At 55.6% G+C, this 21,396-nt stretch carries 18 protein-coding genes; 7 read left to right on the forward strand and 11 right to left on the reverse strand.

Going from position 1 to position 21,396, the window contains the following annotated elements; translation table 11 throughout:
- Window positions 1-279: 279 nt before the first annotated feature.
- The 4 genes from JMJ16_RS37280 to JMJ16_RS37295 form a co-directional block, all read right to left on the reverse strand.
- Window positions 280-1,113, reverse strand: coding sequence for a hypothetical protein (locus JMJ16_RS37280; RefSeq protein ID WP_201389794.1), 834 nt, complete (start codon window positions 1,111-1,113; stop codon window positions 280-282).
- Between the two features lie 491 nt (window positions 1,114-1,604).
- Window positions 1,605-2,558 carry a cysteine synthase A gene (gene cysK / locus JMJ16_RS37285; protein WP_201381308.1) on the reverse strand — a complete coding sequence of 318 codons (954 nt, stop codon included), beginning with the start codon at window positions 2,556-2,558 and terminating at the stop codon, window positions 1,605-1,607.
- A gap of 41 nt (window positions 2,559-2,599) precedes the next feature.
- Window positions 2,600-3,010 (reverse strand): response regulator, encoded by a 411-nt coding sequence (locus tag JMJ16_RS37290; protein ID WP_201381310.1) that lies wholly within the window; start codon window positions 3,008-3,010, stop codon window positions 2,600-2,602.
- A gap of 330 nt (window positions 3,011-3,340) precedes the next feature.
- Window positions 3,341-3,778 (reverse strand): Rrf2 family transcriptional regulator, encoded by a 438-nt coding sequence (locus JMJ16_RS37295; RefSeq protein ID WP_007908625.1) that lies wholly within the window; start codon window positions 3,776-3,778, stop codon window positions 3,341-3,343.
- A 458-nt stretch (window positions 3,779-4,236) separates the two neighbouring features.
- Here JMJ16_RS37295 and JMJ16_RS37300 point away from each other — a divergent pair, with 458 nt between their 5' ends.
- The 4 genes from JMJ16_RS37300 to JMJ16_RS37315 all read left to right on the forward strand — a co-directional run bounded on the left by JMJ16_RS37300 (window position 4,237) and on the right by JMJ16_RS37315 (window position 10,442).
- Window positions 4,237-4,995: a response regulator transcription factor gene (locus JMJ16_RS37300; RefSeq protein WP_201389796.1), complete on the forward strand. Its 759-nt coding sequence runs from the start codon at window positions 4,237-4,239 to the stop codon at window positions 4,993-4,995.
- A 42-nt stretch (window positions 4,996-5,037) separates the two neighbouring features.
- Window positions 5,038-6,285 carry a cell wall metabolism sensor histidine kinase WalK gene (locus tag JMJ16_RS37305; RefSeq protein WP_201389797.1) on the forward strand — a complete coding sequence of 416 codons (1,248 nt, stop codon included), beginning with the start codon at window positions 5,038-5,040 and terminating at the stop codon, window positions 6,283-6,285.
- 212 nt (window positions 6,286-6,497) lie between these two features.
- Window positions 6,498-8,471: a zinc-binding dehydrogenase gene (locus tag JMJ16_RS37310; RefSeq protein WP_201389799.1), complete on the forward strand. Its 1,974-nt coding sequence runs from the start codon at window positions 6,498-6,500 to the stop codon at window positions 8,469-8,471.
- 147 nt (window positions 8,472-8,618) lie between these two features.
- Entirely contained in the window at window positions 8,619-10,442 is a 1,824-nt protein-coding gene (locus tag JMJ16_RS37315; protein WP_201389801.1) for a glycoside hydrolase family 3 N-terminal domain-containing protein, read from the forward strand.
- 58 nt (window positions 10,443-10,500) lie between these two features.
- Here the strand turns inward: JMJ16_RS37315 and JMJ16_RS37320 are convergent, their stop codons facing one another.
- The 7 genes from JMJ16_RS37320 to JMJ16_RS37350 all read right to left on the reverse strand — a co-directional run bounded on the left by JMJ16_RS37320 (window position 10,501) and on the right by JMJ16_RS37350 (window position 16,144).
- Window positions 10,501-10,893 (reverse strand): MerR family transcriptional regulator, encoded by a 393-nt coding sequence (locus JMJ16_RS37320; protein WP_201389803.1) that lies wholly within the window; start codon window positions 10,891-10,893, stop codon window positions 10,501-10,503.
- A gap of 24 nt (window positions 10,894-10,917) precedes the next feature.
- Window positions 10,918-11,931, reverse strand: coding sequence for a DnaJ C-terminal domain-containing protein (locus tag JMJ16_RS37325; protein WP_201389805.1), 1,014 nt, complete (start codon window positions 11,929-11,931; stop codon window positions 10,918-10,920).
- A 147-nt stretch (window positions 11,932-12,078) separates the two neighbouring features.
- The gene (locus JMJ16_RS37330) at window positions 12,079-12,645 is read right to left on the reverse strand and encodes a nucleotide exchange factor GrpE (RefSeq protein WP_201389807.1); all 567 of its coding nucleotides are present in this window, start codon (window positions 12,643-12,645) and stop codon (window positions 12,079-12,081) included.
- Between the two features lie 234 nt (window positions 12,646-12,879).
- Window positions 12,880-13,788, reverse strand: coding sequence for a ScpA family protein (locus JMJ16_RS37335; protein ID WP_201389809.1), 909 nt, complete (start codon window positions 13,786-13,788; stop codon window positions 12,880-12,882).
- A 6-nt stretch (window positions 13,789-13,794) separates the two neighbouring features.
- Complete coding sequence (locus tag JMJ16_RS37340) at window positions 13,795-14,322, reverse strand: hypothetical protein (RefSeq protein WP_201370442.1); 528 nt, start codon at window positions 14,320-14,322, stop codon at window positions 13,795-13,797.
- Window positions 14,323-14,453: 131 nt separating this feature from the next.
- Entirely contained in the window at window positions 14,454-15,194 is a 741-nt protein-coding gene (locus JMJ16_RS37345; protein ID WP_201389810.1) for a site-2 protease family protein, read from the reverse strand.
- Complete coding sequence (locus JMJ16_RS37350; RefSeq protein WP_201389812.1) at window positions 15,191-16,144, reverse strand: MBL fold metallo-hydrolase; 954 nt, start codon at window positions 16,142-16,144, stop codon at window positions 15,191-15,193. Before JMJ16_RS37350 ends, JMJ16_RS37345 begins: the two co-directional genes overlap by 4 nt.
- A gap of 244 nt (window positions 16,145-16,388) precedes the next feature.
- Here JMJ16_RS37350 and JMJ16_RS37355 point away from each other — a divergent pair, with 244 nt between their 5' ends.
- The 3 genes from JMJ16_RS37355 to JMJ16_RS37365 all read left to right on the forward strand — a co-directional run bounded on the left by JMJ16_RS37355 (window position 16,389) and on the right by JMJ16_RS37365 (window position 21,137).
- Window positions 16,389-17,528 carry a hypothetical protein gene (locus tag JMJ16_RS37355; protein ID WP_201389814.1) on the forward strand — a complete coding sequence of 380 codons (1,140 nt, stop codon included), beginning with the start codon at window positions 16,389-16,391 and terminating at the stop codon, window positions 17,526-17,528.
- Complete coding sequence (locus JMJ16_RS37360; RefSeq protein ID WP_201389816.1) at window positions 17,525-17,746, forward strand: hypothetical protein; 222 nt, start codon at window positions 17,525-17,527, stop codon at window positions 17,744-17,746. The genes JMJ16_RS37355 and JMJ16_RS37360 overlap by 4 nt, the downstream gene beginning before the upstream one ends.
- A 259-nt stretch (window positions 17,747-18,005) precedes the next feature.
- Window positions 18,006-21,137 carry an FHA domain-containing protein gene (locus JMJ16_RS37365; protein WP_236601885.1) on the forward strand — a complete coding sequence of 1,044 codons (3,132 nt, stop codon included), beginning with the start codon at window positions 18,006-18,008 and terminating at the stop codon, window positions 21,135-21,137.
- Window positions 21,138-21,396 lie beyond the last annotated feature (259 nt).

The raw sequence follows: 21,396 nt of genomic DNA on the forward strand, positions 1-21,396 counted from the left end.
ATGTGTTTGTCCGTTCTTTGCTCGCTTGTTAGTCAATCTTGTTAGCCTATTATGTATCTTCTCATCAGCAGCTATTGGAAATATCGCTGCTTTTAGTATACTACACTGGCAAGAGGTAAGTATACTACTTCCACCTACATATGTCAATACTCTGGTCTGTATTTTCTTCGCCTGCCAGTAAAGTGACTAACCAGCACGTTTTCCCATCATTATATCTACCATAGGAAACATCGGCCAGCCATCATTTATTCCACAGTCGGGAGATTGTCCCACGCCACTCTACGCTAAAACGGCGCGGCGCTCTTCAGACTCGCGTAGGGCCTGCTCAATCTCCTCGCCCAGCGTGGGATTCCACACCTGTTGCGCGTTATTCCAGCGCTCACGTAGCAAGTCCAGCAAGAAGCAGCGATCTTCCTTGTCCAATAAACGCAGATCCACGAGCGATTCCTGAGCGCCTGGATAGATGATGGTCAACTGACAAGCATCTATGCGTACCATAGTTCGATTGCTCAACTCATAGGTCTGGGGCGCGCCGAGGCTTTTAGTGAACGAGATGGCACCAACACAGCCAATCAGGATAAATGAGAATGCGACGATGCTGACTACCAGGCCCGCCAGACTCAACAAGAGCGCAGACCCGGTCGCCAGTACCAGTAAGAGCGGCTGTGTAATATGCAGGGTCCAGCCCACAAGAATGGCTGGCACCAGGCCCACCAGCACGGCCACAAAGCACCAGAACTCGCTGTTCATCATCCAGAAAATGCTGGAAAGGTTCAGTGGAGAGAGATCACGTGCCTCGAGCGAATGCTCGCTGACGAGAAACGTTCCCTTGCGATAGCCCTGGTGAAGCGCGAAGAGGAAGCGCGCAATTAAAATATCCCCTTTGAGCATCGCGAAGGTCAGGAAACCCAGCAGGCCGACCAGCGCATCCTGCCACTTCAGATAAAAAGTAAAATCATGACGATAAGTGCCCCACATCCAGCCACACGCCCAGGCCGACCCAAGTGCGCCCAGAAACAGCGCGACCGCCATCAACACACCCAGCAGGCGCGTCCTCTGATAGGCTGTACGCCCCAGGTGAAAGATATAGGTATCACTAGCAGGTTGTTTCATATTATCCCCTTATGGATCTTATTCCGAAACCCAACGTCACTGGCGTGCCTAGCGCTCCGCGCTCAGGTTTTCGGAGAAGAAGATTCAGGATCTACAGATTGCGTTTGCTTCTCAGCACTTAACGTATGCCTAGCCATTATCTCCTATGTCTTTAAACGATTCCCCTGGCGCTGAGGTTACATTATTTGGCTGCTAATTATAACACGTTGTATCTTCGTTTTTCGTATTGATTCCCTACGAGGGGATAAAGAATGAAGACAGGGAGGCGGACCTGGCGGTCCGCCTCCCTGTCTTCATTCTTGACTCGGAATTGGCTTGATTATGTAAACGGGGTCCAGGAGCAGCGCCTTCGGAGCGGACTTGATACGCTCTCTCGCAAAACGGGTCCAGGTACGCTGCCCCTGGCGGGGTTTGGGGTGTCCCCAAATTCCTTTCTCCCCTCGCCACCGCAGGCGGCAGAAAAAAGTGTAGAGTGGCAAAAACACGCTAAGTTAGCGTGTTTTGCCGCGGAGATCATCGAAGAGGACGGTGTGTAGATAGCGTTCGGCTGCGCTGGGGAAGAGCGTCACTATGATTTTGCCCCGATTCTCTTCTTTGCGCGCCTCCTGCAAGGCGGCCCAGGCCACGGCTCCACTACTAATACCAATCGAGAGCCCTTCGTCCTGCATCAGCTGGATGGCGGTCGCGACCGCGTCTTGATCGCTGACAGGAATGACCCGGTCAATCAGGTCCACGCGCAACGTATCGGGGATAAAACCCGGACCCAGGCCCTCCAGGCGATGTGGGCCCGGACGTCCACCTGAAAGGACGGCACAGGAGGCGGGCTCGACGGCAACGACTTCGACCTCGGGCTTGCGCTCACGCAGCCCCTCGGCGATACCTGTTAGTGTGCCACCCGTCCCTACACCTAAGATCACCATATCCACAGCACCACCCGTCTCCTCCCAGATCTCGACCGCGGTCTCCTCGCGATGTGCGCGTGGATTGGCTTGGTTATAAAATTGCTGGGGATACCAGGCGTACGGAAGGGTTGTGCGCAGCTCAATCACTTTATTGATAGCACCCCGCATCCCCTGGCGCGCGGGCGTGAGCATGACTTCAGCCCCCAGACGCTGCAACAGGAGACGCCGCTCCAGGCCTACGGTATCTGGCATGGTCAATATGCAGCGATACCCCCGTGCAGCCGCGATCATCGCCAGCGAGACGCCCATATTACCGCTTGTAGGCTCGATAACTGTGCTTCCCGTGCGGAGCAGGCCCTGGCTCTCCGCCTCACAGATCATGCGCTTCGCCACGCGATCTTTGACGCTCCCACCTGGGCTAAACATCTCTAATTTGGCCAGTATCGTCGCTGCCGCGCCTCCAGCCCTAGCGGGAAAACGCGTCAGCTCGACCAGGGGAGTGCGACCAACGAGTTCAGAAGCGTCGTGCGCCCAACCGGTCATAATATCCTGTTCTTCCTTTTGCTATACTTCTCTGCCTGCCCTTAACTCTGGGGTTCAGCGGGCAGCAAAGCTGTAATAATATTGATGAGCTCCTCAATCTTAAAGGGCTTGCGTAACAGCAAGCCAGATTGTAAGCCCATGCGATGTAGCTCCCACTCATGACTCCCTGTAATCATAATAATAGGGATGTTTTTCGTCTTGTTGTGCCCCTTGAGAATCTTGTAGAGCGAGGCACCATCCAGATTGGGGAGGCCGACATCCAGGAGAATCAGGTGCGCATCCAGTTCAGGCAAACGATCCTTGGCCTCTTGCCCATCTATAAAAAAGCTTAATTGCCAATCCCCAAAACAGTCCAGGGTATCACTAAAAAGCGTTCTCAGGAGTGGATCATCCTCAATGATAGCGATACGCTTGCTCGCTCCTGGCCGCGTTGCATCCATTGCTTCAGCCACGTGCTTCCAAACCCCCTTATCGGCTAACGTCCTCGTTCCTGGCTTAATACCCTCCACGCCCCTGGCGCCTCTCCGCCCACCCCTCCTCAATTGGATTATTATTTATGGATATAAAAACGCGCTTTTTTGAGTAGGGACCAGCTTTAGCGTGCCCGAAGGCGATTGATCGCCTGTGGGCAGAACCCAAAATGTTCCATTTCATGATATCGCGCAACAAGATTTATTGCCCACCAAAGACTTCGGCTTGTGCTGGCATGCCATTCATGACATTTGGACGCGGTAAACCGGGTCCCTACCAGATGGAAAGCCGTCTCGCGTTTCGTGTGTGAGCTAGATATAGTACATGGTCTCGGTGGTGCCTGTACGATGCCGCTGCGCCAGTTCCTCAATTGTGGTCGAGTTAAGTATCTCCTGGGTCGCAGCGTCGATCTTCTGCCAGACCTCGCGTAGCGCACATCCTGGGGAGAGTTTGCAAAAGTCGGGATTTGGGAGACACTCCATCGGTGGTACATAGCCTTCCAGGGCTTGCATCACCTGAGCCATTGTAATCTGACCCGGCGCTTTCGCTAGCATATGACCACCCTTGGGACCACGCACACTCTTTACCAGACCCTCTTTCCTCAAGACCATCAAGATCTGATCTAAGTATTGTTCAGGGATATACTGGCGACTGGCAATATCTGAGCTCTCAATTGGCCCCTGTCCATAATAAGCGGCCATATCAAGCATTGCTCTCAGGCCGTAGTCTCCCTTCATTGTAAGCTTCATATATGGGACCTTTCTTTCGGGCGATGTGACTGATCTAGCTTCCACTCATCGATTATTAATACATGCCAAATTACGGTAATCTTATGTGGACGTTGAAGTGCGCGTGACGCCTCCCTTTGCCAGTCACTGCCAACCCGTTTTTCCAGGTGAGGAAAGAGTGATGGATACTAAGTAAAGTTGATATTAGAATATATCAGTAAAGCATGCATGTCAATGGGTAGCATCGCTCCTCAACCCCGCTATTACCGCTTTCCCGTTTTGTTACACACCTCATCTTTGCCACCGCTTCTGCCACCTCCATTGATTAATTTCTGCTGAGAATATGGCGCATATGCTCGTACAAGCTTGCAGCCCTGCATAAGGACATCTATAATGAGATTGTCATTCTAAACATTTTAAGGCACTCGATTCATGCATGCCATGGCCACGTTTTCTGGGTTCAAGGGGGTCCTGTACTTATGCAGCAAGGCAATTCATGGCAATCAGGACAGGAGAAACAGCCGCTCTTAAGAGTCCTGGTCGTCGACGATGAAGAGAATATTATTGAATTTATTCGCCTCGGCCTCCGCTATGAAGGGTTTCAGGTTGAGTCGGCTAACGATGGCGAGACTGGTATCGCTACGGCACTGCGCATCAATCCAGACATCATTATTCTGGATGTCATGATGCCCCCCGGCATAGATGGCCTGGAAGTCTGTCGCCGCTTACGCGAGAATCCAACAACACGCGAGATTCCTATTCTAATGCTTACAGCGCGAGACGAGGTACGCGACCGTATCGCGGGCTTGCGTACGGGTGCGGATGACTATTTAACCAAGCCCTTCGATTTCGATGAATTGCTTGAGCGTATTCGCGCCATCTTACGCCGTCAGGGACGCACGAAGAGTCCCCAGGGCGCGGCAGGAGCCGAGAATGGCAACATACTCGAGTTTGAAGATCTGCGTATGAATACCGCTACCCGCGAGGTCACTCGCGCTGGTCGCCTGATTGAGCTGACCGCGACCGAATATAATCTGCTTCACCTCTTTATGAGCCATCCGCGCCAGGTGCTCGACCGACAGACTATTCTTCAACGCGTCTGGGGCTATGAGTTTCTCGGCGAAACGAACATCATTGAGGTCTACGTACGATACTTGCGCGAGAAGATTGAGGATTCACCCAGTACTCCAAGGCTCATCCAAACCGTTCGTAGTGTTGGATACGTGTTGAAAGGGTAAAGCGCAACACATTGTTCCTGTCTATAGCGGAGTCCAAAGGTAATGCCTGATCCATATTCAAAGCAATCACAAGAGACCTCACGGCGGAAGATAACGGCCGCAAGCGAGCACGCCAACACTGAAAGCCCCTCGGCTCCAGTGCCATCTCAGCCTGTCTCGCCTCTGACCTCTTCCACTACTACATCGCCTCTGACGGGCATGATCATGCCTGCACGCACATTCACGGCTCAGACTCCACGCTGGCTCCGCCCCTTTCTTAGCCTGCCCGTACAGCTCTCGACTATCTTCAGCCTGATCCTGCTCATGGTGCTGATGGTCGCGGCGATACTCTTGCGTGATGCGTCGAGCAGCAATGCCCTGCTCTATCCAACGGTGGCCCTGCTGGCTCTGGGTGGTATTGTCCTCAGCGCGACCTTTACGACGCTCCTCCTGCGCCCACTGGTACGTTTGACCGATGCAGCACAAGCCATTGCTCTGGGCGATCTGAAGCAGCGCAGTCGCCTCCCGCCTCTTCACCTGCCACCACAGGACGAGATCGACCGCCTGTGTGGCAGCATCGATGAGATGGTGACGCGCCTGGAACGCGCCGAAGAGTTACAGCATGCAGCCGAGGAGCGTTTCCGTCGCTTCTTCTCCGACGCCTCCCATCAGTTACGCACGCCTCTGACCTCGATTCGGGGCTTTACCGAGGTTCTCTTGCGCGGCGCCAAAGACGATCCCGAGACCGCGCTGCGCGTTCTGACATTGATGCGCAACGAGGGCGAGCGTATGACAGCTTTGATCAACAATCTGCTCACACTCTCGCGTCTCAGTGAACATCAACCACTAAAAATGCAGTATATAGATCTACTCGACCTCGTCAAAGAGAGCATCGAACAGGCACGCACCCAGGCAACCGATGATCGCAGAATGCAAATCTCACTGCGTGGGGAGGCTCCCTTCGGCCTGCAAGCCAATAAAGAGCGCATCAAACAACTGCTCTATATCCTGCTGGACAACGCGGTAAAACATGGCCTGCCCGCGCCTGAAGGCTCGATTACCGTTCAGTTGACCAAGCGCGAGCAACAGATCGAGGTACATGTAATCGATAATGGACCTGGCATTGCAGAAGATGAACTGAAACATATCTTCGAGGCTTTCTATCATGGGCAGCACCAGCGAACCCCTGGAGCCGGCCTGGGCCTGGCCATTGCCGCGGCTATCGTCGATGCTCACCAGGGCCATATTACCGTTCAGCGCACCCCGGACGCGGGCAGCGATTTTACATTTATGCTACCCTACACCAAGTAATATATTATGAAAAGGTGGGTGCGGTGGCGGCTGGCTGCGCTAGCCGCCACCGCACCCACCTTTTCATAATAAAACCGCAATCCTTCCTATGCTTATTGACCGTCTCGCTGGCAGCGTGTTACACTGCCATCATTAAAAATAAGTACTGCTACTATTATTGTTAGCTACAAATTTTGTCCAAAGCGGTAGTTTCGCCAAAGAGAGACAGAAATATGTGGACCTCAACGCTTGATCTCGACCCGAAACGCGTTCTTCTCACACGAGTGCTGAGCCGCTTCTGGCATGGCGCGTACTTCTCTTCTTATGCTCCTCTCCGTGTTGAAAACCTGCCTCGCCCTACCCTCCCCGCCGCCTCCTGGGTACGCGTCCGCAACCGACTCGCTGGCATCTGTGGTAGCGATCTGCATCTCGTGAGTGCCGACGGTGATTTGCGCATCTCTCTGGCGGCCCTGCCCGGTCATCAACAGCACTATCCCGGGCACGAGGTCGTGGGCGAAGTCGTCGAAATTGGCGATGAGGTAACGCACCTGCGCGTAGGGGATCGCGTTGTGCTCCAGCACGAGGCGAACTGCCTCTCGCAGGGAGTCCAGCCCATCTGCCGCTTCTGCGCCGAGGGCTTCTACAATTTGTGTGAACACGGCGAGCTGCCCGGCCCGCACGCCATCGGCGGCGGCTGGAGCGAGGAGATGCTCTTGCCGGAGCAACAGCTCTTCCGCGTTCCCTCCTGGATGAGTGATGAGCAGGCAGTCCTGCTAGAACCCACAGCCGTGGCCCTGCACGCGGTCCTGCGCGCCCTACCCCGGCCCGACAGCCAGGTGCTTATCATTGGCGCGGGCGTCATTGGCCTGCTGACACTCCAGGTCTTGCGCGCCCTAGCTCCTGAGGCTGAGATCAGCGTTCTGGCACGCCACCCTTTCCAGATAGAACAGGCCACGCGCCTGGGCGCCAGCCATATTATTTATACGCATGATAGCTATCTCGGCGTCCAGACCGTCACAAATGCCAGGAGCTATCGGGGCTGGCTGGGCAATCATATGCTGGTCGGCGGCTATGAGACAATTTTTGATACTATTGGCAGCAACCGCACGCTCCCCCACGCCCTGCGCTGGGCCAGTGCGCGTGCAAACGTGGTTCTCGTGGGCGTCCACCTCCACCCGATGCATATCGACCTGACGCCCATCTGGAACCAGGAAATTAAGCTCATTGGCACCATGAGCCATGGACAGGAGCACTGGCCACAGCGCAGCGGGCGCATGCACTCTACCTTCGAGGTCGCCGCCGATATGATGCGCGAGCAACGTATTGCGCCCGAGCAGTTCCTGACCCATCGCTTCGCGCTGACCGACTATCGCCAGGCGCTCGAAACTGCCATGGGCAAGGACAAGAGCCGGGCCATCAAGGTCGTTTTTGACTACTCGCTTGTCCCTCAATCCGTCGTGCCTAACGTGCGCGCCTCCGCGCGTCCAAGGCGCTCGGCTTCGCTGCTCCCGCTACGCGAGAAGGTGCTCAAAACCAGCTCTGCCACGACACCAAACATAGAGCCTGTCACGCCAGCGACCCCGGCGCCCGAGGAGGAGTCAACTGCTAAGTTTGTAGCTCCCGCCCCTCCTGCTACATCCGGCGTCGAGAAGATGGATGCGATGCCCAACCCCAGGCATAAAGCCAGAGTAGAGGCCAGGGCTCAAGCCAGTGAGACACATGTCAAGGAGCAGAAAAGCGAGCCTCTCCTGGATATTCCCTCGACGTCAGACTTGCCATCACTCCCCGCGAACGCGGAGGGCGAACCACTGCCAGCGCTATCCACGAGCGGCGCCGAGATTCAACCCGGCGAGCCACCAGTGCTAGAAACACCTGGCGAGCCAGAGGCCCTCTCAGTTGAGCCTCTACCAGCCACACCTGAACAGCAGGCCGAGGAGCTGCCAACCGACTTCTCCGTCGAAGCCGAGGAGCCAGCCGAGACAGAAGTGACCCCCATCGCCACACCCGAGCAGCCTGAGGAACCATTCGAGCCAATGCTTGACGCGCCTATTGAGCACTCCAATGAGTCCGCGCTCCAACACGAAGAGGAGATGCCAGTGACTGAAGACAGCGCCCAGGAGTCAGACAGCCAGGAGCAGCCAGTTATACCCCCTCCAGCCATTGAACAGGAGCGACCTTCGCGAACACGTAATCGCCGCAAGAAGTAGACTGTTTGTAGGGTCCATGCTGGCATGGACTCATCCGGCCCGCAGGCCGACACCCTGACGCTAGGGAGGTCGCTTCGCTCGCAGTCCATGCCAGCATGGACCCTACAAAATAGAGAAGAGAAATCATTAATTTCCGGGAAAAACTGCATGTCAACCGATAAACAGGAGCCTCGCCTGGATACGACCGAGGGACATTCCCCGGCAGCGCCCGGCACACAATCATATAGCACACCTACCTCCCTCCCTGACGGGTCTAATCCTGCTCCTAAGCAGGAAAGCCCCCTCCAGGAGGAGGACAACACCCCTACCCAACCACGTCTGCGCACCCAGCGGAAACAGACCACAGGCAAACGAGGCAAGATAGAGCCACCAGCCGTCTCGCCAGGTTCACAGGTCTGGATCGATAACCAGCTCCCTACAGGCCTGCTGGACGAGGATGAGGCCCCGCCCTCGCGCTGGTTTAAGCTCTCTCGCCCTATGCCCGCACTTAAATATAAGAAGGAGCAGGGCAGCGACAAATTGCCCGCGACGCCAGAGAAGAATGTCGCGCCAACCTCCCCACAGCCCGAGGAAACGCTGGCTCCCGCGCCTATGCCGATATTAGGCGGGCTGGAGCTACCACCACCCGACCATACACCCGTGGCTACCCCGAAAAAACTGGAGGTCACACCTCAAGTCTTTGCTAAACGCCCTCGGGGACACAGTCGGCCACAACACTTGCGCCTGCTGATCTCGGTCATACTGCTGGCCCTCATCGTGTTGACTGGCGGCTCCTTTACGCTTATGCATTTACTGGCTGGTAGCGCGACGAATCCACTGGACACCACCAACGATCCCAGTACCTTTGCGCAAACCTCGCTCAATGCCCAGCAGATAGATGAGCTACATCATCTCTCGACACGTATGAGTGATAAACAACTGGCTGGTCTCTATGTCGCCCGCATGTCGCTGGACGAGGAGATCGGGCAGATTATCATGGTCGAGTACGATGACACCTACTACTCCGACGATCTGAACCGCATGCTCACCGAGCTGCACGCCGGGGGCGTCATCATGTACGAATTTCAGATGCTGACAGCGGCTCAGACCAAAGGTGATATTAGCAGCATGCAGCAACACGCGAAGCTCCCGCTGCTCATCTCCACCGATGAGGAGGGTGGCATCGTTCACCGACTCACCAACATCTATCCACCACGCCCCTCGGCGCTGGATATCTACAATACTGGCGATCCACAGGTCGCGGCGCAGCAGGGGCATAAAGTTGCGCAAGACCTTCTCGCGCTGGGCATCAATACCAATCTTGCTCCCAGCGTGGATGTGGCCCTGGTCCAGGGTCCCGGCCAGGCCACACGCACCTTTGGCTATACCGCGGACTCAGTGATCAATTTCGCTGGCCCCTATATCAAGTCTATGCAGCAAGATGGTGTTATCGCCTGCATCAAGCATTTTCCCGGTATGGGCGCTGCCGAGATTGATCCTCATAAAGGCCTGCCTGTAGTAAATCGCACCAAAGAGCAGCTCTACCAGACGGAGCTTGCTCCCTTTAAGCACTTCATCCAGACTAAGGATAAGCTAGAGAATCCTGGCATGGTTATGCCAACAGATATCCTGATGCCCGCCATCGACCCGGTCTATCCCGCCGAACTTTCGCACACCTTTATGACTGATATCCTGCGCAAAGAGCTTGGCTATGATGGTATGACGCTAACGGACGCGCTCTATATGCAGGGTGTTACCATCAACGGCCAGCCCATCAGCATGGCCCAGGCGGGCGTGATGGCCCTCCAGGCTGGCAACGACATGCTGCTTGGCCCCACCGGCTACGTCCAAACCCTGGACATGGTCAATGCCATCAAAGCCGCCCTCCAGGATGGCACGCTCTCCAAGGCACGCCTGGACGAGGCCGCCACACGCATAATCGCGCTCAAGATGCAGCGTCACCTGATGCCCGCCATCCCACCCCAAAATTAAAAAGAAAGAGAGGTGGAAATCCCTGCGGGATTTCCACCTCTCTTTCTCTCTGGCTACTCTACTCGCCTTCCTCGGGAGAGAAGACATCGGGCGTGCCTTGTAGCCGCTCAATGATCTCTTTGAGGCGCCGGGTCTCATTGGCGTGCTGGATACGCATCTCCTCCAACTGGTGCTTCATCTCTTCCTGCATCTGCTCCATATGATCTTTCATACGCAGGATGGCCTCGACGCCTGCCAGGTTCACCCCCAGGTCACGCATCAAGCGCCGGATATGTAGCACGCGCTCGATGTCTTTATCCGAGTAGAGCCGGGGGCTATGAGGGCTCTCGCCCTTGCGCGCGGGCGCTATCAAGCCCAGGCGCTCATAGTGCCGCAGCGTCTGCTCGTGTACCTCAGCCTTTTGTGCGGCAATACTGATGATATACCAGGCGCCATCACGCATCTCTGGCATGCGTACATCCCTCCTTTCAGCGAGCTATGGATGCGCTTCAACCCCACGGGCGCGCGCTAGCTGCTCAAATAGGCCACGCTCTTCTGGCGAGAGACGCATTGGCAGCACAACCTTAGCGCGGGCGTAGAAGCTCCCTCGCCCCTCGCTCTTGAGATGTGGCATGCCCTTCCCAGCCAGGCGAAACAGACTGCCATTCTGCGTCTCGGCGGGAATCGTCAGACTCAGGCGCTTCCCATCGGGGAGCGCCACTGGCACTGATCCCCCCAGCATAGCTGTGAAGAGGTCAACATCCACATCCATATACAGATCATCGCCCTTGCGCTCATAAGCAGAATCCGTCTTGATGCTTATGACCAGAAAGAGGTCGCCACGCGGCCCTCCACCGGCGCCGGGGTGACCCTCACCCGCCACACGGATCTTTGAGCCGTTATCTACACCGGGCGGAATTTTAACTTGCAGGCGCTTGCCCTGTCCATTCAGGCTGCCCCGGCCACCACATTTCGCGCATAGGCGTCCACCAATCTGCCCCATGCCCCTACAGGCGGAACAGGTCTCAGGAGCCTGAATGGTAAACGTACGCTGGCTACCAAGATAGGCCTCCTCAATCGTCACCTCGACAGTCTGCTCCAGGTTTTCGCCCGCGCGGCTACGCATGCCCGCGGTAGAGGTTCGCCCGTTCGCGCCAGGGGGAAATCCCTGCCCGCCGCTACGACCAAAGAGTACTTCGAAGAAATCAGAGAAGCCTGAGCCGCTAGGATCATAGTTAGGATAGCTACCCGCACTCCGCCTGGCTCCCGAAAAGCCGTTAAATTGATCGCGCCAGTTTGGTCCAAGCGTATCATAGCGCTTGCGCTTATCGGGGTCAGATAAGACCTCGTAGGCTTCGTTAATCTCTTTGAACTTCGCTTCCGCCTTCTTATCACCTGGATTGACATCGGGATGATGAGTGCGCGCCAGTTTGCGAAAGGCTTTCTTGATGTCATCGGCGCTGGCAGTGCGCGATACCCCTAAAATTTTATAGTAGTCCTTATAATCCATCGGCCCGGCCTCACTCTTTTACCATGCTATGCTCTAACCAGAAGTCATCACGCGAGATGGCTCTCAAACTCGGTAGGGACCAGCTTTAGCGCGTCCCTACCGAGAGGGAACGCATTTCCCAGCAGAATCCACAGTGAAACAAATCAGTTAGTTATTGGCTCCGTTGTTGCCATTCTTTCCCAGGGGAACACTAACTTTGACGTGGGCAGGGCGTAGCGTCTCCTCACCAAGGGTGTAGCCTTTGCGCGTCTCCTCCAGAATCGTGCCCTCTGGCTTATCGGCGCTTTCGACCGCCTCAATGGCCTCGTGCATATAGGGGTTAAAGGGCTCGCCCACCGTGGGGACAGGGTTCAGACCCTCACCACGGAGAATTTCATTCATCTGCCAGTGGAACATACGTAGTGTCTGCTGCAAGTTCTGCTTATCCATGCTCTCCTGGTACATCAGGGCGCGCTCCACGTTATCCATGACATCAAGCAGTTTGTGAAAGAGAGATTTCTTGTGAGCAAGAACACGCGTCTCTAACTGGCGCTCCTGGCGCTTGCGAAAATTATCCCACTCCGCGCGCTCGCGCAGATACTTATTCCAATTCTCTGTGGCCTCCTTGCGTGCCTGCTCTAGCTGAGCCTCCAGTTCGGCGACGCGCGCCTCGGCACCAGAGGTTTGCTGCTCATTCTGCTGCTGGTTGGTCTGCTCCTGAAACTCTTCCTTCACGGTGTTTCAATCTCCTCATATCTATTTATCTTTACGACGACGGACGCTACATATCGCTATGCCAAAGGCGGTAAACTCCTGCAAGCTATTATGCATTCGAGTATAGAACTTGAGTCGACTACTGTCAAGTTTCCTGCTAGAAGTCACATAGAGTTTTTAATGAATTGAGAGAAAAACGAGAGGATCGGTGCGCGACTAGCCGCGCACCGATCCTCTCGTTTTTCTCTCAATTCATTAATCTTCCACGTCGTCGTGCTCAGTTGAGGACCAGCGCTCACCGCGCTCTAACACAATGGCGCCGAAAAGCTCTTCCTGAGCCACATTCACGCGGCGCCACTTCCAGAGTTCAAGGACGGCGATAAAGGTGACCACAATCACGAAGCGTGAGGACTCATTTTCTAGAACCTCTTCGAGTAAGATTGTCTCGCGCTCCTGCAAGCGTTCAACAATCTCGGCGATTTGGTCGCTCACCCGTACGCGTGCGACGGGCATCAGGTGCTCGCCCTGGGCCTCCTCCTTGACCTTCATCTCCAGTAGGCGCTGAAAGGCCCGGCTGAGCGATTGGGCCTCCATGCCTGTGAGCGTGGGCGGCGTCCAGGCAAGCTGGGCCTCGATACCTGCTAACAGGCTCGAACGCCCATGCGTCTGCAAACCCTCTTCCTCACGCTGCTTTAACGTCGAGGCGATTTCTTTAGCCAGCCGATACTCTAAGAGGTGATGCTGTAGCTCCTCAGCCAGGCTGCTGGCACTCTCGGCCTCGCTATTGCCCTCCTCGCGCGGGATCTGAGGAAGCAGGCTCTGCGATTTGATATACAACAAACGCGCGGCAATGGAGACAAAGGCCGCCATATTCGCCAGGGGCAAAGCCTCCGACTCACACTGCGCTAAATATTCCAGATACTGATCCGTTACCGCGACCAGCGAAACGGTGGTAATCTCCATTTGCCGCTTCTCAATTAAATGCAGCAGCAGATCCAGGGGACCTTCAAAAATGGGAAGATGCACGACATAGCGTGCCTGCTCGCGCGTGCTCTGCTCTGCCGCCTCCTGCGGCGAGAGTTCCGAGGCAAGTTGCACGGTGGCACGTGGGTCAAACTGCTCAGCTTGTTCAGTCTTTTTAACTTTTTCAGCTTTTTTTAACATGGGGGGCTATGATACCTCGTCAATGCGGTATAAGATGGCGGCGGGCCCATTTGCCTGGTGATGAGTTTTGATATAGAGGACCGCGCGCTCCGAGAGGCCCGCGGCCTGGGCCAGTTCTGCTCCTACCTCTGCGTGCCACCAGGCATAGCCAAGCGTCAGCCGCCAGCGTGTTACGCGACTCTTCTCAGCATCCAGGGGAGAGACGGCGATTTTCGAGAGCAGGGCTGGGGCCAGTAATTTCCCTAGTACAATCACAGGTCGAGTCCAGAAAGGTACACGTCCTTCAGCCTTCCCCACATCATGCAAGAGTGCCGCCGCGAGCATATCCTCTTCCTGGCAACCGCTCTCCTGCAACCCCTGACACACACGTACGCTATGTCTCTGGTCCGCTGGCGTCATTGTATAAAACAACGAGAGCGCCGACTGTGGAAGCCAGCGCGTGACCTCTCGATGCTCATCCAGCGTGAGCGGCTGCACAAAACCCATCTGCTGCCGCACCTGTCCCAGTCGATAGTGAACCTTCTGTAATATCATGTCGTCTTACCACTACCCTTACAACTATCGGTGATCCTTTTCAGAACCACCTTTACACATCCACATAATCATCCTCGGCAGGAACCCTCGATTGATCGGGGGCTAGCACATCCAAAGGCCATTCCTCAAGATTAAAAGGTATACATGCCTAACAGAATTTGGACGGGAATACCAGTCAGCATTGCGATCACTGCCGCAGCTCCCCACCAGACATAAAAGGCCAGATTAAAGAGGAAGAAGTCGCCAATACCCAGCAGTCTCCCTATAAAGGGTAAAACAAGAAAGATAACTAAGATAATCACTGGCCCATATGGGGCAGCCCAGCGCGCAAACTTCACAGCCTGTTTACTCGGAAGCAGCGTGTACAGCACCTGGTAGCCATCCAGGGGATAGAGTGGTAGGATATTGAGAAGCACCAGGGAGAAGTTGACAATAGCAAAGACGACGAAGAGCTGTAACACGCGAATGGTTACTGGATTATACATATACAACGAGACAGGCGAAGACGTTAGAACTCGCACTATCAGAGCGCTGAGGATACCCAATGCCAAGTTCATCAGCGGGCCAGCCACGGCGACCATCAAAACGCCACGATTGGGACCGTTACGTAGCTTCCATGGGTCAGGCTTCACAGCCGCACCCCATCCCAGGCCCATAGGTAGGGCCACTATGGGCTGAAACGCCAGGAAGAGGCACATGATCAATCCAAGCGGCTCAATATGCGCACGCAGACGGAGAGATTGGCGTCCCTCGCGACGCGGAGTCGAATCACCCAGCCAGTTCGCCACGGCGGCATGCGCCCACTCGTGCAACACAATGGCCACGAGAAATGACAGGATGATTATCAGCGCTAGAAGCACGTTTATTTTCATAACGTTTTCTCTCTTCTCTGTTCTTTCTGCGTCTCTGCCAAAAGATCGATCTCCATCCCCTCGCAGGCGGAGCGTGTATGCGCGAATTGCGCGCGTGCCTCAGCCTCCATCAGGTCAAGCTGGTTATCGTCGTAGGTCGGCTCATGATGGAAGAGCACCAGTTCACGAACCTGCGCCAGGCGGGCCGCCTCAGTCGCCATGGCAATGGTGCTATGCCCAAAGCCATGCTTCTCCTGTTGGTAATCGGTCACGGTATACTGTGCATCATGAATCAAGAGGTCCGCCCCCTCTATAAATTGCACAAACCCGGCATCACTCCCCTCCTTCCACTCAACATCCGTCGCATACACAATACGCTTCCCCGCGTACTCGATCCGATAAATACAGGCTCCATTCTGTGGGTGACATTGCGTCAATTTCGCGACGACCCTCAATTCGCCCTCGACTCCCACGTTGTCCTCAGCGCTCTCCTCCAAAGCAGGACCGCCAGCATGCCAGGTGACACATTGCGTATCATAGAGCGTGTGGAAGGTACGTTGGGAGGGAAGTTGGCGCATATCTACCGGGAAATATGGGGGCGACATAAGTGGTGTTACAAGCTGTTCTATATTCTGGCCCGCCAGGTCCGGGCCGAAGAGGTGTAACTTCGTACGAGCCTCGAAGAGAGGAGCAAAGAATGGAAAACCCACGAGGTGGTCTCCATGCCCATGAGTGATAAACAACGCCAGGTCCAGGCTCTCCTGCTTCGTCGTATCCTGAGCCAGGCGCCGCATCAACGCGTCGCCCAGGCGAATAATGCCGCTGCCAGCGTCGAAAATCAGGGTATGCTCGCCTGCCTGCACCTCAATACAGGAGGTATTGCCACCATGACGGAGCGTATGTGCTCCCGGCGTTGGATAGCTGCCACGTACACCCCAAAAGTGTACTAGCAAACGCTGCTTACCAGCCATCTTAAAATTGCTCCTACTCGCAGCTTAACGTATGAGATAATCTTCCCTATTATAACGTGCAGTCAGGGGATTGAAAAGGTTTTGTGATATGGATGATGGATGTGGCTGGTGGGCTTTGCCCACCAGCCACATCCATCATCCATATGCTTATGACACGAAAAAGGGATATAAAACTGCTGCAAATTCGGCCTGCGTAACGTATGATAGGTGTAACATATATACGACAGGGAAAGCGAGAGAGAGTATGGACCAGGGAACCCCACGCGGCAATCAGGGACGGTATCCCGATGGGCGCAACAGGCGCAGAGCACAGGACCAGGGGCGCTACTACACCAACCGCCAGCGGCCCTATATACAGCGCACACGGCCCATTAATGACGAGGATTACCTTGAAGAAGAGCAGCCAGTTGAAGAGTATGACGCATATGACGCGTGGGAAGACTCAGTAAACACTGGCGAGGCCGACGAGGAGACCTATCCCGAATACATCCCCCGGCGCAGGCGCTCCAGCGCGTATTCATCTACACCTCCACGCCGCTCGCCTGGCCCCAGAGAACCAGCTCGCTCGCGCCCGGTGGCACGCAAGCGTCCCCGCCGCCGCAAGAGTTCTCTCCCCTCAATGCTCCTTGGCTGTGGGCTGGGGATGCTTGTGGCCGTGGGTCTCGCTATCGCGGTGGTGCTCTACTTCGTCGTCCCTTCGCTCAAAAACGGTGGCACGCCCGTCAATCCCTTTAATCCACTACACCAGTACACAAAAGAAGAGAGCGTGACCACGCCTATCACCTCGCTGGGCACAATTGAGGTCTGCACTAAAATCGGCAATGTCTCGCTGCTCGTCGATCCTAGCAGCGCCACCACGACTATCACCAGCAAGAAGATGGTCCAGGCCACTTCACAGGGCGAAGCGCAACAGAAGTTCGCCCAGATGAAGGTTGAGGTCCAGCCGCCTGCCACTGTTACCCAGCCTCTGACCTGTACCCGCCTTCCCAATCCCACCAATCAGCAGGGCACCACCACCAGCGGTGAGGCGCTGATTGTCAACGTGGTCTTTCCCACTACTGGTGGACTGGCACAGGACACGACGGCCTCGACCGATATTACCATTCATATCCCGCCCGGTATTCTCCCTCAGACGCCCTCGCTCCAGATAGGGGTCGAGGCCCCCGTGGGCAACATCACCGTTCAGGGCTTAAGCGGTGTATATAGCCTTCACGGCAATACAGGGGCCATCAAGGTGACCCAGGCCATCCTCGCCTCCGGCTCGCGCCTCGAAACGGGTCAGAAGGGCGTAACCTTCAATGGCCTGCTCCTGATTCCCCCACGGCGACCGCCACTGCTCCCGCACGCTACTACATTCGTAGCGAGCAGGGCGATGTCGATGTGACCCTGCCCGCCAACCTGAACATTCAGGTCAACCTCACCACTAATATTGGCAAAATCGAAAGCGATTTCCCTATTCAGCCTCAAAAAGATCCCAAAGACGAGAACTCCATGAGCTATAACGGCCCACTCAATCCCCAGGCTGGCACGCCCGCGCCCGCCTCCCTCAACCTTGATGTGAGTATCGGCAACATCAACCTCCACAAAGCCCCCCGCGTGTGAATAGCCCTCCCTATTTGTGAAGATGATGTGCCTGAACAGCCTACGGTTGCCCAGGCACATCATCTTCACAAACAAAATCTATCCTCGAGAGAAGGACTGCTTCATCGTTCTCTATAATAAGCGAGTGGTTGCATAGGCAATGCTTATTCTCTATAATGGGCATATTACATACTCAATATCCGCATTTATCATATTTGTAACGCAATCTTTTACCTTACCTCTCGCGGAAAGGAGACGTCGCTGGCGCGTCGTGCATGCTATGCGCGTCCGCTCGCGACAACACTACATGAACGTGGCTCAACCACCGTCCCCAAATCTCGCTTCGCTTGAGTTTCTCTCAGGTCCAAGCGCGGGCTCGGTTCTGCCAGTTGGCAAGCCAGTCCTGCAAATTGGACGCGAGCCGGGCAATGATATTGTTATTTCCGATCCTTCAATCTCTCGTCGCCATGTCCAGCTCTCGCTGGTCAACGGCACCTGGAAGATCGAGAAACTGGCTCCCCAGAACACACTAACCGTCAATCAGCAGGAGGCCCAACAGGCCTTCCTCAAAGCAGGCGATATTGTCTGCATAGGAGGTCGGGTAACCTTCCGCCTGGGCATCCCTACGGCGGCCCCTGCAGCGGTAGGCAAGGCACCATACGCAGCTTCACCCCAATTGCCACCTATGCCGCCACAGACACCGCCTCAGGCCAGCTATCAACAGGCGGGGTACCAGGCCATGCCGCCACAGACACCATCTCAGGCTGGATACCAGCCCACTATTCAGGCTAATGGACCCATGGGCCCGGATAGCTTCAAGGCTGGCGCGCCCGAGATCAAGGGCATTCCCACCCTTGAAGTGACCAACTATACCGGGCAGGATCGCCGCGTCTTCCAGCTCGCGCCGGAGAAGCAGGGCTTTAGCATTGGGCGCGCGCCCGACAACGATATCGTGATTGACCGGCCCACTGTCTCGGCCTATCACGCCATTATTCAGCGCCAGGGACAGAGCCTGGTCTTGGTCCATCCGCATCCTAAAACCGGGCGTTCCAGCAATGGTGTGGAGTTCCAGGGACATGTGGTACGCGGCAGCGAGTCCTTCCAGCATGCCCTGGCCAATGGTGATACCTTCCGTATCAGTGATGAGCATGGCACCTTTACGACCCTGCTCTTTAAAGATGGTAGTGGCAACTCAAGTGACGCCATTCCCGAGATTCGCCCGATTCAGCTTGGGATGCCTGTCATCACACTGGGTCGCGTCGCTGAGAATACTGTGGTGCTGGACCACCTGCAAATCTCCAAGTTCCATGCCCGCCTGGAACAGGTTCAAGGTGGCTATCGCATCGTTGACCTGAACAGCAAGAATGGACTGTATGTCAATGGCGCACGCATCTCGCGTGGTGCACGCAACCTGGCACCCAATGACGAGATTCGCATCGGTCCATTCCGCTTCATCTATACCGGGCAGATGCTCATCCAGCAGGACGAGAGCAATACAATTCGTATTGATGCCATCAACCTCGTCAAAGAGGGCCAGGCCCATCGTATCCTGCTTAATGACATTTCAATCGCCATCCCACCGCGCAAGTTTGTAGCCCTGGTCGGTGGCTCGGGCGCCGGTAAATCAACGCTGATGGATTCACTCAACGGTCTGCGCCCGGCGACGAAGGGGACCGTGCTCTACAACGGACAGGACTACTATCATAACCTGGCGGCCTTCAGCACTCAGCTTGGTTATGTGCCCCAGGACGATATTATTCACCGCGAACTGACCGTTGAGCATGCCCTCTACTACGCCGCTCGCCTGCGCCTCCCCGATGACGTGACCAAAGAACAGATTCACCAGCGCATCGAAGAGGTCCTGGCCGATGTCGATCTGACGGCACGTCGCCATCTGCTCATCAGCAAGCTCTCGGGTGGTCAGCGCAAACGCGTCTCTATCGCGCTTGAGCTCCTGGCAAACCCCAGCGCCTTCTTCCTGGATGAGCCTACTTCAGGCCTCGATCCAGGTCTGGACCGCAGGATGATGACCCTCATGCGCCGCCTGGCCGACCGCGGACGCACGATTGTGCTCGTCACTCACGCGACCAACAATATCAATGCCTGTGACTATGTCTGTTTCCTCGCCGCAGGTGGACACCTGACCTACTTCGGACCGCCCGATGAAGCCAAGGCCTACTTTGGCAAGGCAGATTTCGCTGAGATCTATAGCGCACTTGAACCGACCGACGAGAATCCAAATATTCCCGCCGAGGCTGGGGCACGCTTCCGCCAGTCGCCTGACTACCAGCGCTATGTCGCGCAGCCCCTGGCGCAAAACGCCGCCAAGAGCGCTCAACTTATGGCGCAGCCAGCGACTATCAAGCCACCCAAACGCGGCAATCCCTGGAAGCAGTTCCAGATTCTCTCGCGCCGCTATCTTGAACTCTTGCGTAACGACGTGGGGAACCTGGCCATCCTGCTCTTACAGGCTCCCATTATTGGCCTGATCCTCTTCTTTATGACGCAGGCCAACGTCTTCAACAATACTAGCATCGTCACCTGCCCGCACCAGCAGAATCTACTGACGGGCACGGGAAGAATGAGCTATAACTGTCAGGATGCCTACGAACAGATTGATGGTCCGCAGGGCAAGCTGATTATCAGTAATATCCAGAGCCAGAACCCCCAGCGCTACAAGGACCTGCAAGGCGATGCACTCAAGAACAAGATCAAAGACGACCTGGTCGAGCAGGGCTCAGGCGGGGACGCGCAAAAGATTCTCTTTATCATGGCCTTCGCCGCCGTTATGTTTGGCTGTATCAATGGCGCACGCGAGATCGTCAAAGAGGCACCCATCTACCGGCGTGAGCGAACGGTGAACCTGGGTATCGCGCCCTATATGTTCTCCAAGATCATCGTCCTGGGCCTGCTCTGCCTGGTCCAGAGCCTGGTCCTGGTCGCCTTTGTGGCCCTGAAGACGCCCTTTAAAACGAGCGTCATCCTGCCACCGTTCCTGGAGATCTATATCACGATGTGTCTGACCTCCCTGGCGGGCCTCATGCTGGGCCTGATGATCTCGGCCCTGGTGCCCACCAATGACCGCGCCATGAGTATGGTTCCCATCGCGCTCATTCCGCAGGTCATCTTCGCGGGCGTCATCTTCTCGCTGGACAGTCCCAAGGCGCTCCAGATCCCCGCTGCCTTCTTCCCGGCTCGCTGGGCCATGGCCGCGATGGGCACTACGATTGGCCTGCGTGGCGATAAACTTGGCGCGGACGATTTCTCGTATGTCAGCACGCTCTTTGGGCACGCAACGAAGGGAGAGGCAACCTCGCATCTGCTCCTCACCTGGTTCGCCTTGCTGGCGATGACTCTCATCTTTGGTCTGATCATCGCCTTCTGCCTCAAGCGCAAAGATATCCGTCGCTAGAATTTGTAGTATGTATGTTGTTGCGTGTATGGTGCGCTCCGCCCGCCATACACGCAACAACATTATCAAGTATGTACGTCTTCCCCTTTTATATGGTCTTAAATATGGCAATACCTGATTTCTATACGTTCCTTTAAATGTAGTACGTGATTCATGATATATGGTACTTATTGGCAAGGCCCTTGCCCCTTACAATCGGCGTATGCTATTGTAATGGTGTTCTCATTAGGACTGTCCAACACAAGGGAACGAGATCACC

Source organism: Ktedonobacter sp. SOSP1-52, assembly GCF_016587395.1.